The sequence below is a fragment of the Microbacterium sp. sgz311019 genome, assembly GCF_056135325.1.
Map to the genome: position 1 here is coordinate 1 of NZ_JBWAXO010000009.1, position 13,470 is coordinate 13,470.

Annotated in this window: 11 protein-coding genes and 1 pseudogene; 9 read left to right on the top strand and 3 right to left on the bottom strand. The window is 65.9% G+C overall.

The features are described from left to right. Nucleotides 1-122: 122 nt before the first annotated feature. Nucleotides 123-866 carry a hypothetical protein gene (locus AC0NZN_RS14445; RefSeq protein ID WP_474593013.1) on the top strand — a complete coding sequence of 248 codons (744 nt, stop codon included), beginning with the start codon at nucleotides 123-125 and terminating at the stop codon, nucleotides 864-866. A gap of 1,186 nt (nucleotides 867-2,052) precedes the next feature. Continuing rightward, nucleotides 2,053-2,271 (top strand): hypothetical protein, encoded by a 219-nt coding sequence (locus AC0NZN_RS14450; protein WP_474593014.1) that lies wholly within the window; start codon nucleotides 2,053-2,055, stop codon nucleotides 2,269-2,271. Between the two features lie 110 nt (nucleotides 2,272-2,381). Here the strand turns inward: AC0NZN_RS14450 and AC0NZN_RS14455 are convergent, their stop codons facing one another. Next, complete coding sequence (locus tag AC0NZN_RS14455; protein ID WP_474593015.1) at nucleotides 2,382-3,638, bottom strand: cation:proton antiporter; 1,257 nt, start codon at nucleotides 3,636-3,638, stop codon at nucleotides 2,382-2,384. Nucleotides 3,639-3,853: 215 nt separating this feature from the next. Here AC0NZN_RS14455 and AC0NZN_RS14460 point away from each other — a divergent pair, with 215 nt between their 5' ends. From AC0NZN_RS14460 to AC0NZN_RS14490, 7 genes are all read left to right on the top strand, one after another. Further along, complete coding sequence (locus tag AC0NZN_RS14460) at nucleotides 3,854-4,537, top strand: helix-turn-helix transcriptional regulator (RefSeq protein ID WP_474593016.1); 684 nt, start codon at nucleotides 3,854-3,856, stop codon at nucleotides 4,535-4,537. Between the two features lie 70 nt (nucleotides 4,538-4,607). Continuing rightward, a complete protein-coding gene (locus AC0NZN_RS14465) occupies nucleotides 4,608-5,282 on the top strand; it encodes a hypothetical protein (protein ID WP_474593017.1) in 675 nt (224 codons plus the stop codon). Then, complete coding sequence (locus tag AC0NZN_RS14470) at nucleotides 5,279-6,289, top strand: DUF1254 domain-containing protein (RefSeq protein ID WP_474593018.1); 1,011 nt, start codon at nucleotides 5,279-5,281, stop codon at nucleotides 6,287-6,289. The genes AC0NZN_RS14465 and AC0NZN_RS14470 overlap by 4 nt, the downstream gene beginning before the upstream one ends. 13 nt (nucleotides 6,290-6,302) lie before the next feature. Then, nucleotides 6,303-8,654, top strand: a complete 2,352-nt coding sequence (locus AC0NZN_RS14475) for a sulfatase-like hydrolase/transferase (RefSeq protein WP_474593019.1) — start codon at nucleotides 6,303-6,305, stop codon at nucleotides 8,652-8,654. A gap of 95 nt (nucleotides 8,655-8,749) precedes the next feature. Next, entirely contained in the window at nucleotides 8,750-9,412 is a 663-nt protein-coding gene (locus tag AC0NZN_RS14480) for a hypothetical protein (RefSeq protein ID WP_474593020.1), read from the top strand. Between the two features lie 132 nt (nucleotides 9,413-9,544). Then, on the top strand, nucleotides 9,545-9,970 hold the full coding sequence (locus AC0NZN_RS14485; RefSeq protein WP_474593021.1) for a DUF6325 family protein: 426 nt from the start codon (nucleotides 9,545-9,547) through the stop codon (nucleotides 9,968-9,970). Nucleotide 9,971: 1 nt separating this feature from the next. Then, nucleotides 9,972-10,133 (top strand): hypothetical protein, encoded by a 162-nt coding sequence (locus AC0NZN_RS14490; RefSeq protein ID WP_474593022.1) that lies wholly within the window; start codon nucleotides 9,972-9,974, stop codon nucleotides 10,131-10,133. A 69-nt stretch (nucleotides 10,134-10,202) separates the two neighbouring features. Here AC0NZN_RS14490 and AC0NZN_RS14495 read toward each other — a convergent pair whose 3' ends face one another. Continuing rightward, nucleotides 10,203-11,855 carry a SulP family inorganic anion transporter gene (locus AC0NZN_RS14495; protein ID WP_474593023.1) on the bottom strand — a complete coding sequence of 551 codons (1,653 nt, stop codon included), beginning with the start codon at nucleotides 11,853-11,855 and terminating at the stop codon, nucleotides 10,203-10,205. Nucleotides 11,856-12,006: 151 nt separating this feature from the next. Continuing rightward, nucleotides 12,007-12,932: pseudogene (locus AC0NZN_RS14500) on the bottom strand (formylglycine-generating enzyme family protein). Between the last annotated feature and the right edge of the window lie 538 nt (nucleotides 12,933-13,470).

Genomic DNA, 13,470 nt, shown 5'->3' on the forward strand with positions numbered 1-13,470 from the left:
TCGTGATGATGCCTTTCGAGTGGGATGTGAGAGTTTCCTCGAAGGATCACACGGTGACCGCGCTCACATCGCAAGCGACGAGCTCGGCCACCGCGGGCTACACCACGTTAAGGGGCACTACTGTGGAACGCATCGACCCCGCCGTCGGCGAGGTGCCCAGCAACCTGCTGCGCTTCACCGTCACTTTCTCGGAGCCGATGGCGGAAGGCTCCGCCGACGGACACGTCGTCCTCCGCGACGAGAGCGGTCAGGAGATTCCGGGCGCGCTCTTCTCGATGACGCCGGAACTCTGGGACAGTGATCGGCGGCGCCTCACGGTGCTCCTCGAGCCTGGTCGCATCAAGCGCGGTCTCCGCCCCAACCGTGAGGCCGGCGCGCCGATCCGCGAAGGGACCTCGATCACCCTCGTGATCGAGCCACGGGTGAAGGACTCACGCGGCGCGCCTCTCGTCGCGGGCGCCCAGCGCACCTACCGCGTCACCGCCGCCGTTCGCACTCGGGTAGATCCCCGCACGTGGCACGTCCACTGGCCGAGCGATCCGGCATCCGACCTGGTGGTGAACTTCGATCGACCACTCGACCGCACCCTCGTGGCACGCTATGTGACCTTGGTCGATAGGAACGGTCGTCCAGTGCCCGGAACTCGCGCCCAGAATGCGGATTCGACGCAGTGGAGGTTTCGAGCGCACGCCCCACACGCGGCTATCGCACCCATCGATCAATGGCACCTCCGCATCGACACTCGACTCGAGGACCTCTCGGGAAATTCGGTACGCAGAGCATTCGACCGCGACCTGCAGGATGCTGCCACGACCACGATCAAGGAGCCCGCCGTTCTGATCGCGGCGCTGAGAAACGGGGCATGAGCCGCACAGATCCAGCCATCGATCAGACTCCATCCTGAGGCGGGCCTTGCGCGCTGGAGGGAGGCTGCCCCGCGGTACAGCGGGTGGCCTCGCGCGCTCGGCGGCAGCTTGACCTTCTTCGATCTGAACCGTCGATAGTGCTCGCTGGCCCAAGGAACCGTTGGCTATTCAGCTGTCGCCGGTCATGGGGCGATAGCGGTGGGCGTACGACGTACTGCATAGTGTGCCGGGTCGTGCAGATGGACCGTTGTGTGAGCTGCTTGCGGAGATCCCCGAGGTTGAGCCAGGTCGCCCGATTCGACATCGACCCGACGCGGCGCGTCGGCGCGACTATCGCTCAGGACCCTTGCGCGAGCCCTTCACTGGACGAGCGCGCACCTTGCGGCGGTTCCAGATCGCGAGCGCGACCAGCAACCCGACGATGACTGCAATCCACATGTGTGGAATCTAGCTTGTCGACGCGGTCGACTTCTGGGCGCGCACGCGGGGTGCGGCCCTCGACCCGCAGGCGCAATGAGAGGCCGGGTCGCCCCTGAAGCAGCGCACGTGCAGCGCGCGGTCGTGTGCCAACCGAGCGTGTGCGATCGAGCCGGTCAGCACACCCAGTCCGTACCAGACGGATGCTTCGGTGTTATCGATGAAGAACGTGTGCGAACAGGCCGGTGATGATCACTGCTCCAACTGCGGGATCCATGGGAGCAATCTAGGCCTGGGCAAGAAGGAACAGGAGCACAAACGCCGCCCCTGAGGCCGGGGGTCTTGCGAGCCGGCGCCGGCCGGACGCCATCCCTATTCGTGCGTTGCACGTTGGCGGGGGCTTGCGTGCCTTGATGCTTCTGAACCTCGCAAAGGGACAGAGTCGAATAACACGAAAGGCTCCTGCTGATTGCAGGAGCCTTTCGCATTTTCTGTTGCGTGCAGACCCGAGTTGAGGACCGATCGAGCGGACGGCGGAGAGGCGCAACGACTCGCTCCTCGTCGCCGCATACGACGACGAGGCATCCGCGGCCGCTGACTTCGCCACCATCAAGGACCTCGACGACGTGAGCGTCGTCGCCGCGGTGGTTCTCTCGCGTGACGCGGCGGGCCGGGTCGGAGTGCAGCAGCACGGCGGCGGACTCGTCCGCATAGGTACGGCAGTCGGCGCCGTCGGCGGACTCGATGAGTCAGTCTTCTCGCGGCGCCCTTGCTACTGTCGGGCGTCGCCGGCGCGGGCGTCGGGGCGATCGCCTTGCACTACGACGAGAAGAAGATCGGCGTTGACGTGCAGGAATGGCTGCCGGCCGACGCTTCAGCCATCGTCGCGGTCGTCGACGATCTCTACTTGACCGTGTTGACGAAGCATTCGAACAGGCGACGAACAAGATCGGCGACGCGCGACAAAGGCGACTACAACCCGTCGTGAAGGCCGTCACCGAAGGCGACGAGAAGATCATCGAACCAGTCAATTCCTGACTGCAGCGGCCTCGTCGGGGTGCGTCCCCGGCAGGACGCGCCGACGGTCATCAAGAGTGCTCACACACTGCTGCGGCGGGCCCGCAGCTCGGCACCGCCGCTGGAATCCGCGTCACCGTGAGTCACGGCATACCGACGTCCTAGCGGCGCGGCCGATACCCCGTGGGCGATCACGCTGATCAGCACGGTGACGGCAACGACTGAGACCGCTTGCCCGACGACATCCGACAGGGGCAGTTGTTCGATGGCGAGAAGAGCAAACACGACGGAAGCGAGTCCGCGTGGTCCGAACCACCCGACGAACAGAACCGTCGCGCGATCGAACCCTGCTCCAATCAGGCCGACGGCGACAGGCAGCATCCGGATGACGGTGAGGCTGAGGGCCGCGTAGAGAAAGGTGGAAAGGGAGGAGTACTCGAAGACGACCGGGACGAGTGCTGCACCGAACAGGAACCACACTCCAAGCGCCAAGACTTCGCCGAGCAGCTCCGGCAGCTCCCCGACCTCAGACACCTCGGCGATGTCGCGGGGGAACGCCGCGCCGAACGCGATTCCTGCCATGAACGCCGCGATGAAGCCGTTGCCGCCCAGGCTCGTGGCGAGCGCGTAACCCCCCACCGCCGTCGCGAGCGCACCGAGGCGACGACCGCCAGGGAGGATCCACCCCCGGCGGGAGGCGAAGGCGATCAGCTTCGCGCTGATGAAGCCCAGCACCAGCCCGACGGACATGCCGATCACGAGCTCGAGCACTGCGCCGAGCTCGCTTTCTCCCGCCCCGGAACCACCGAGGCTGCTCCCGGCGACGGCGAGGGCGAACACGACTACGGGTGTGACGATCCCGTCGTTGAGTCCGCTTTCGATGTTGAGCGCGCGTCGCAGACGCGTGGGCACTCGCTCGTCGTTGATGACTTGAGCACTGAGCGCGGCGTCGGTCGGCGCCAGGGCGGCGCCGACGAAGACCGCGAGCGCCCATACGAAATCGCGGAACAGCAGAGCCGCGAGAACGGAACCGAGGGCCACAGATAGCGGGAGCCCGATCCCCAGGAGCCGTGCGGGAAACCCGATGTCACGACGGAGTGTCGAGAAGTTGACTCTTGATGCGTCTGCGAAGAGGAGGAGCGCAAGGGTCAACTCGGCGAGCACGTGCACCGAGGGCGCCTCGATATCGACTGCAACCGGACCCCACACAGGGTTCCCGAGCAGGAAGCCGGCGACCGTGAAAACGAGCGGACCCGTGATGTTCCATCGAGCGAGGCGATTGGAGAGGACAGCCCAGCCCAGCACGACGAGGCTAAGCGCCGCGAGTACTGACTCCATCGGTACCCCGTTTCTCGTGATCTGAAGATCGGCCCCCGGCGACCAGAGGCCGAATGCCGAAAGGCCGGCGAGAGCACCCACGGTAGACCGGCGCCCGCGAGGACACATCACCCGAACCGCAGTATCTTCCGAGCACGACTAGGGGACTTTCGACTCTCATCCTCAGCCGCCTTCGCGTTCACACTTCGGGTGATGGATTGATTGGGGGGGTTGACGTGAGCGCACACAGAGTGCACCGACCGATAACCGACTTCACCGCCACGGCCGCCGATCGAAAACGTGCGACAAGGATCGCACTTCGATCCCTGACCACGATTACCCGCCCCTCGGACGCGCCCGCTTCCTGGCCGTCTTCGGACCGATCGAGCCAAGAACTTTGCGCGCACGCTGCGCTCGGCTACGCGATCCTTGCACTGTCGGTCGCCCGCGAAGGCCGACGTGTCGACGCTGTCGAAGCCGTTGAGGCGGCGACTGACCTGCTGTCAACGGTCGGGCAGGCTAACCCGCATCTCGCGGTCCGCGTGCGGCTTGCGATCGCTCGGACGCAGATCGTACTCGGGGCTCTCGAGGCGGCGCGCTCCGCCGTGTGCGAGGTGCAGGAGCTGTTGCAGCTGCTCCCCGACGGCGAGAACCTCCGCAACGATGCGGACACGGTGATGGCTGCCATCATCGAACAGCGGGATCGTGCCCCCTTGGGGTTCGACCTCATAACCCCGGCAGAGGCGCGAGTACTCAACCTGCTGCCCAGTCACGCGAGCTACATAGAGATCGCGTCCAGCCTGCACATCTCGCGCAACACGGTGAAATCGCACGCGTCCTCCGTTTATCGAAAGCTGGGGGTCGGCTCCCGCTCGGAAGCCGTTCGTGTCTCGCGGCGACTCGGACTCGTGGCTGGGTGAGCGCCACTGCCCCGAAGAATCACCCAGATCGGATAATGCGCCGCTCTCCCGCACGTCCTACCGTCGGCCCATGAGCGTAAAGACGATACGAGTCGAGGGGATGCGCAACTATCCGCAGGGTGAGTTGTTCCTCCTGACGAAGACCGCGGACGGCTTCGACGCACTGGTCTACAACACGACCGGGCGGGGGCCGTGCCCCGACGAGGCATTCGCGGCGATCGACACCGCAGAGGTGGCCGCCGACTATGGCTGTGACCTGGTGTGGAAGAACCCCCGCAGGTTCTGGATGATGGACGCGCTGACCATCGACCTGGTCGGCGAGCCGGCCGACATCGGCGGCGTACCATTCAACCTCGTGGCGACGATGCACATGCCAGCCGGTTTCGACCCGAGCATGGACCAATCCGCGCTCGCATACCGGCCGACTCAGATCCACCGAGTGAACGTCTATGAGTTCGCGGGCGGACGGCCCGTGTATCTGCTGCGCTCGCCCGACGCGGTCACCTGGGTGATGCAGACCTATACCAACCACGTGGCGAGCGACCTCACCGAGGCAGTTCTGTCTTCGCTGGGCGAACGACTCAACCTGCCGGATGGCTGGACGTTCCGAGCGGTCACGATCCCACAGGACCTGACGATCACCACGACCGGAGTGGCGAACATCGTCCCCGATGACCTGGCGGACATGTATCAGGGCCTGATCGCCGGCGTCGGCAATCTTGATCCCTGGGAATCAGCGCCATGACGGACACGACGAGGGTCGATGTCGACAACTTCGTGCGCGCGGCCACCGCGAAGATGATGTCGGCCCTCGCTGCTCAGGCCGACGGTCTCAACCGGTTCCATCACAACCGGGTGCCGACACCGCTGGACCAGCAGACGGTCATCCGCATGAACCGCGACACCCTGTACAGTTTCGCAGTCGTCGACCTCGCCGCCGGCGCGATCCTCGCCGTTCCGGACGCGGGGGGTCGGTACCTGTCCGTCGCGGTGATCAACCAGGACCATTACACGAACAAGATCTTCCACGCTCCGGGGGAGTACCGCCTCGACGTCGCCGAGCACGGTACCCGTTACGTTACCCTCGCCGCCCGGGTTCTGGCAGACCCGGCGGAACCGGTGGACCTTTCCGGAGCACACCAGGTGCAGGACGCGCTGTCCGTCCGCGCCGACTCCGCAGAACCGATGCTCACGCCTGTGTACGACCAAGATTCGTTCGATGTCGTGAATACCGCGCTGCTGACACTCGGCAGCACGCTGCGGGGTGCCACTGGCATGTTCGGCACCGTCGATGACGTCGACCCCGTGCATCACCTCATCGGCACAGCCATGGGCTGGGGTGGCCTCCCTGAGAGTGAAGCGTTCTACGCCACGGTGAGTCCCGGGCTGCCGGTGGGCGAGTACCGAATCGTCATCCGCGACGTACCCGTCGACGGATTCTGGTCTATCTCCCTCTACAACGCAGATGGCTTCTTCGAGGACAGTGAGGACGGCGGCTGCAGCATCAACCAGTTCACGGCCGTGCCCGAGCAAGACGGCTCGGTCGTGGTCAACCTCGGCGGCTGTTCCGACGGACAGTCCAACTGCCTGCGGCTCATGGAGGGGTGGAACTACACCGTCCGGCTCTACCGCCCCCGGCCTCCGGTCCTGGACGGAAGCTGGAGCTTCCCCGCTGTCGAGGCCGCACCCGCTGTCCGCAGATCGTCGGACAGTCATCGATCCTGCCCCGCAGATGCGCCGGGGCGTTTGTGAAGGGATGTTCATCATGGCCAACGAATTCGCTGGCAAGATCGCAGTCGACATCCGTGACTCTGTTCCCGACTGGGAGCCCTTCCTGGCTCCGAAGGCGCCGACCGAGGCGCCCAATGTCGTCTTCATCGTGTGGGACGACGTGGGTTACGGCACGATGGACAGCTTCGGCGGCCCGGTGCGCACGCCCACGATGACCCGCATCGCGGCTCAAGGCGTGAAGTACGCCAATTTCCATACGACGGCACTGTGCTCGCCCACCCGTGCCTCACTGCTGACGGGCCGCAACGCGACCTCGAACGGCATGGCCACGATCGCCGAGTTCTCGTCGGGATTCCCGGGGATCTCTACGCGCATCCCGTTCGAGAACGGCTTCATCTCGGAAGTTCTGGTGGAGAACGGCTACAACACCTACTGCGTCGGCAAGTGGCACCTCACGCCGGGTGAGGAGACCGGGATGGCGGCCTGGAAGAAGCGCTGGCCACTCGGCCGCGGGTTCGAGCGCTTCTATGGATTCCTGGGGGGCGAGTCCAGCGGCTGGTACCCCGACCTCATTCATGACAACCACCCCGTAGACCCGCCCGCGACGCCCGACGAGGGGTACCACATCGCGAAAGACCTGTCCGATCGGGCGATCGAGTTCATCCAGGATGCAAAGTCGGTCGATCCCGACAAGCCGTTCTTCCTGTATTTCTCACTGGATGCCGCACACGCGCCCCACCACGTCTTAAAGGAGTGGGCCGACAAGTACAAGGGCACATTCGACGAGGGCTACGAGGCAATCCGCGCCGGCATCCTTGCCCGCCAGAAGGAGCTGGGGCTTCTCCCGGACGACACCGAACTGTCGGGCATCAACCCGCACGGCGAGCCCGGTGTGACCGGTCCTGACGGGCAGCCGTGGCCGATGCTCGACACCGTGCGCCCCTGGGCCGCACTCAATGACGACGAGAAGAAGCTGTTCGCCCGCATGGCCGAGGTCTTCGCCGGGTACGTCGAGTACACCGACGACCAGGTCGGCCGCGTCGTCGATTTCCTCGAGAGCTCCGGACAGCTCGACAACACGATCATCGTCGTCGTCTCCGACAACGGCGCGAGCGGTGAGGGCGGGCCGAACGGCACCTTCAACGAGTGGCGCTTCTTCAACGGTGCGCCGACGCCGACCGAGCTGACCTTCCAGCACATCGACGAGCTCGGCTCGCCGGCCTCGTACAACCACTACAACACCGGGTGGGCGTGGGCCTTCGACACCCCGTTCCCGTACTGGAAGCGCTGGGCCGGCTACGAGGGCGGGATCGCCGACATGTGCATCATGTCGTGGCCCGCCAAGATCGAGCCGTCCACCAGCCCGCGTCCCCAGTACGTCCACGCCGTCGACGTCGTCCCCACCATCTACGACCTGATCGGCATCACCCCGCCCGACACGCTCAACGGCTTCACGCAGAGCCCGATCGAGGGCGAGAGCTTCGCGGCATCCCTCACCGACATCGACGCGCCGGCCAAGAGCAGGCAGTTCTATGCGATGCTCGGTCAGCGTGCGCTGTATGAGGACGGATGGCTCGCAGCGACCCTCCACCCGCCGCTCAGCGGCTGGGGGAAGTTCGACCTGGACGTGTGGGAGCTCTACCACGTCGAGACCGACCGCTCGCAGTCCACCAACGTCGCCGACGCCGAGCCCGACCGGCTGCAGGCGATGATCGCCCGCTGGTTCGAACTCGCCGAGCAGTACAACGGCATGCCGCTCGACGACCGCACCGCGCTCGAGCAGACCCTCGCCGAGCGCCCGAGCGGCTCACCGAAGCGAGAACGGTACGTGTACTACCCGAACTGCGCGTCGGTGCCTGAGCAATCAGCGGTCTCGATCCCGGGCCGCTCCTACACGATCGCTGCGGGCGTGGAGGCGGGGGCGGATGCTGAGGGCGTGCTCTTCGCGCATGGCGGTGTCGCCGGCGGTCACAGCCTGTACGTGCAGGGCCACCGGGTCACCTACGCGTTCAACTGGCTGGGCACCGCTCTGCAGGTCATCACCGCCGACCGGGATCTCGCTCCCGGTGCGCGCGTGGTCACCGCCGAGTTCACCGCGAGTGGACGCAACGCCGACCCCGCGATGCCTGGGGCGCGCGGCACGCTCTCGCTGTACATCGACGGCGACGTCGTGGGTTCGGGTGAGATCGTCACCCAGCCCGGCCTGTTCTGCGCTGTCGGCGACGGCCTGTGCGTCGGACGTGACGACGCCTCCCCGGTGACCCCCGCCTACACGGCGCCATACCGGTTCACCGGCGGGAAGATCGACAAGGTCGTCGTAGATGTGTCGGGTGAGCGCTACGTCGACCACGAGTCCGAAGTGCGGGGGTGGTTCCTGCTCGACTGACGCCGTGATGCATCGACCGATGGTGCGGCGCTGGCATGTGATCACGACCGCTCCGCCCGGGCAGGGCGGGACGGTCGTGGAGAAAGCGACATCCGATGGCTGAGACCCCGGCTGCGCGGTCGCCACGACCGTTGACCTCCCCACGCTCGGCCGCGTTGGCCGGTGTCCTGTTCGCCGTGCTCTTCACCGCATCGATCATCCTGATCCAGACGTCTCTGCCCGAACAAGCCACGGTGGACGGGAGCCTCGACGACGCCACGACGGCACGCATTACCGTCGGCCTGGGGCTGATGCCGTTTGCGGGGGTGGCCTTCCTCTGGTTCATGGGGGTGGTTCGCGACCGGTTCAAGGACACCGAAGACCAGCTGTTCTCATCGGTCCTCATCGGAAGCGGCCTCCTGTTCCTCGCGATGATCTTCGTTTCCGCCGCCGTCGCCGGCAGCATCATCGCCACCATGCCCACTGTGAGCAACGAAGCGGCCCGCGCGGAGGTCGCGAACGTCAGCCGAGCGATGATGCTGCAGGTCAGCAACATCTACGCGCTGAGAATGGCCGGTGTGCTGCTGATCTCACTCGGCACCATGTGGCTGCGAACAGGCGTGATGCCCAAGTGGCTCGCGGTCGTCACCTACGCGGTTGCACTCGTCCTGTTGTTCGTGACCAGCCTGAGCCTGTGGGTGACATTTATCTTTCCCGCCTGGGTGCTCGCGGTCAGCATCCTCATCCTGATCTTCAACTACCGTCCGCAACCTGCCTGAACGCGATTCACCCAGAACAGATGATGCGGTACTCATCGAGTTGGACGAACGTCGGTTCTAGAGATAACTCATCTCGAACCGACGAGAACGGGGAAGAAAATGGACGAGCGAGACCTTACGACGCTGGGTCCTGTGGACTATCTGGTCATCGACTTCCCGCCCGGACAACAGAACTTCACCGGTGGGATGGCCGAGGAGCTGCTCAAGCTCGTGGATGCCGGCACCATCCGAGTCATCGATGCGATCATCATCACCAAAGCCGAGGACGGCAGTGTGGACGCCATTGAGCTGTCTGACGTCGGAGACCTCGGTCAGCTTGCTGAGCTCGAGGCCGAACTCGCTGAGCTGCTGGCGGAGGAGGATGTCGAGCATCTCGCCCACGCTATGGATCCCGGCAGCGTCGCGGGGGTACTCGTGTACGAGAACACCTGGGCCGGTCCGTTCGCCTCCGCGGCACGTCGGGCCGGCGGTCAGCTGATTGCCAACGGGCGCATCCCCACCCAAGCGATCATCGCCTCGATCGAGGCAGATGAATCCCTCGAAACGACAGGAGACTGACATGCCCCTCAGGCGAGCACGCGTTGGACGGGTCGGCGTCATCGGAGCGCCCGTCGCGAAGGCTGCGGTCGTCACCGCGGCTGTCCGCCCCGGTCCGTCCCCTGTCGCGAAGGCGGCGGTCGTCGGCGCGGCAGTGACGCCGGGACGCCGTCGGCGCATCTAGCAACCGACCAGCGACCCCCGGTCCGGTAAGGCGCCCGTCGCCATGTTTCGAGCCATCGATTCGTGTACGTCACTCTGGCTCGCGTGCCGTGAGGGCGCGGACGGCGTCGCGATTCGTTGAGAAGATCTCCTCGTTCTCGAGAACCCCCAGATGGCGGAGCCTCGCTTCGACGGGGGGACGGACCCGACTCACCGCCATGGCTATGCGTTGCTCGGCGAGCCACGTCTTAAGCGCAGAGAACGACTCGGCGCCGGTCACGTCCACATCGGTGACCGCCTCCAAGTCGATCACGACATTCTGCACGGCACGCTCGGGCAGCGCGCGCACGGCCTTCTTGACAGCCTCCAGGAAGACATCCCCGTTCGCGAAGAAGAGTGGCGCAGCGAACCGCACGACGATGAGCCCGGGGGCGGTGAGCGCTCCCGCAGGGGCGTCCTCCAGGAGCGAGCGCTCGGGATCATCGTCGGCGGCAAGGACGTCGATCGCCGGGTTCGCGGCCCGCCGAGCGAGATTGACGAGCGACAGCACGAACGCCAGCAGGATGCCCGGAATCGACCCGATGAACAGCGTCACCAGGAAGCACACCGTACCAATAGCGAACTCGAAGCGATCTAGACGCCACAGCGTCCGGAACTCGCCGACCCCGAGTAACGGGATAATTGCGACCGCGACGATCGCCCCGATGGCAGGGGACGGAATCCCGGCCAGAAGCTCCGTGCCGAACAGCAGCAGCAGCAGTGTGCCGCCCGCCAGCACGAGAGATGGCAGCTGGGTGCGAGAGCCGGCTTGGTCCATTGCTGCGGTCCGAGACGTTGAGGACCCCACGCTGAAGCTGCCCTGTGCGCCGGCCGCGATGTTGACCAGCCCGAAGGCGAGCAGGTCGCGGTTCGGGCTCGTCGGATAGTGGTTCTTCTCGCCGTAGGCGCGCGAAACCAGCAGGCCCTCCGCCATGGCCACCATCGTGAGGGCTATTGCCGATGGAATCAGGGCCGCCCAGAGCGTCCAGTCAAGAATCGGCCACGTCAGTGAAGGAGGCCCGGGTGGCACGGGTCCCAGCACCGCGACACCATGCTGTTGGAGACTGCCGATGCTTACCGCGATTGTGGAAATCACCAGCACGACGAGTGCCCACGGGATGATCCGCGCGTAGCGCTTGCCGAGAAGGAGGATGGCGATCGAGCACCCCGAGATGGCTGTCGATACCCAATTGATGGTTGCAAGTCCGGTGACAAGTCCTGTCAGCTTTGCCACGAAGTCGCCGCCGGAATCGATGGTGATTCCGAGCATCTTGGCGATCTGGCTCACCAGGATGTCCAGCGCGAGCCCACCGACGAAGCCGACCAGGATCGGCTTGGACAAAAAGTTCGCGAGGAACCCCAGCTTGAACACCGCGAGCAGCAGAAACAGGACGCCGCAGATGATCGCCTGCGCCAAGGCCAGGGTGGCGTAATCGGCCGACCCCGCGACGGCCAGGCCACCGACCGATGACGCGACCAACGCGGCGGCAGCTGCATCGGGGGATGCCACGAGCTGGCGGGACGAGACAACGATCGCATATATCGCGGTGGGCACGATCAGCGCGTAGAGGCCTGCGGTCGGCGGGAGCCCGGCGATCTGCGCGTAGCCGATGTTCAGCGGGATCGCGATCGCGATCAGGGTGATTCCTGCGAGCACCTCCCTGACGAAGTTGCGGCGCGTCAATCCGGCGAGCGGTCGCTCCACGAGCGCCTCCCTTCGTGCGACTTGGTGTCCATACTTGACGATGGGCCCGCGTGGCACACCACCCGAACGGTGTGAATATGCGACGGAAACCGCCCCACTGTGAGCGTTCGGCCACGACGCCGTGGCGGGGCCACCGGAGCGGTCGCGATCCCTACGCGGCAGCGGTCCGGAATCCCGCATTCCCCATCGACGAGTCACGCGTGTTGGACGAGCGGGCGGAGTCGCGATAGCGATTGCAGTACGAGATTTGGCAGAGGTACGAGCCGCCGCGGAGGATCCGCGTCATCCGATCGACGGGCCGGTGGGAGATTCCACGGGAGATCGCCCATAGAATCGCGGGTCATCCAGTCTGCACCACTCCCAGATGTTGCTGGTCTGCCAGAGTCCGAACCCGTTGGGGGCGAAGGTGCGCACCGGCGCCGTCGTCAGCCAGCCGTCCTCACGCGTGTTCATCGTGGGGAACGACCCCCGCCAGATGTTCGCGCGCCAGCCCCCGGCGTCCACCCCTTGATCGCCCCACGGATACCTCGCACCATCGAGGCCGCCGCGCGAGGCGCGCTCCCACTCCGCCTCGGTGGGCAGCCGGCACCGGGCCCACGAACAGTACGCCGCCGACACGCGGCGTCATTCCAGCTCACATGAACGACCGGTGGTCCTCCAGCTCCTCGATGCCGGAGCCTCGCCCAGGCGGATGCCGCCAGTCGGCGCCACGCACTCCCAGCCACCATGGCGTTCCACCCACTTGGCCCACGACATCCTCAGCGGGCGCCGCAAGTGCGAGGTGGAAGACTGCGGAGGAACCCCACCGCTCCGCATCGGTCACGAAGCCAGTCGCATCGACGAAGCGCGCGAAGCTCCCGTTGGTGACCGCCGTCACCTCGATCTGGAAGCCGTCAAGAGCGACCGCATGGACGGGAACCTCGCCGTCCCTAGGGTTGCGGTGCGCCGACGAGTCTCCCATCTTGAAAACCCCCGCGGGGATGCAGGCCGGTCGATGAGATGCACGGACCCCGCATGGTTGCTCGCGACATCCATGAGAGGCGGGCCGGATGCTGGGCCGGGGCTAGGCCCGCTCAGCGTGACAGGAGTCGGGGTGCGTGACGGTCCGGTGCACGTGCACTCGAGGCCGCACCCCTACTCAGGGGCTTCGTCGCCCATACTCCTCCCGCGTTCACTGGACGATGCGTCCCCGCGATACACCACCCGAACGGTGTGAATACATGAGCGCAACCGTCGCCGTCGCTACCGGCTCCAGGGTTCGATGAGCGGTCCGGCACCGCGCGGACGCCGGTGTGAGCAGAGCCCCGAGCATGTACGGCGTCGGCGCGCACGTAAGACCGGCCCAGGGCAATGCCCGGCGACCGGGCGACAACTGCAACGCGGTTATGACAATGCCCCGGCTCCCGCGATGGGCGCCGGCCGCGCCGCATCCCTACCCCTCAGGTCAATCAGATCTGGCGATTCATGTCCTTCGACAGCAAGCGGGGAGCAGGGGTTTCAGTCCCCCCACGCAGAAGGCCCGCGGGCAGAAGGCAGCAGCACCCGCTTCGCCCTCGCCTCTGGGCCGACGGCAACAGGCCGGTCGGCGGGACTTTCGGCCCTGCCGCCGGCTGGC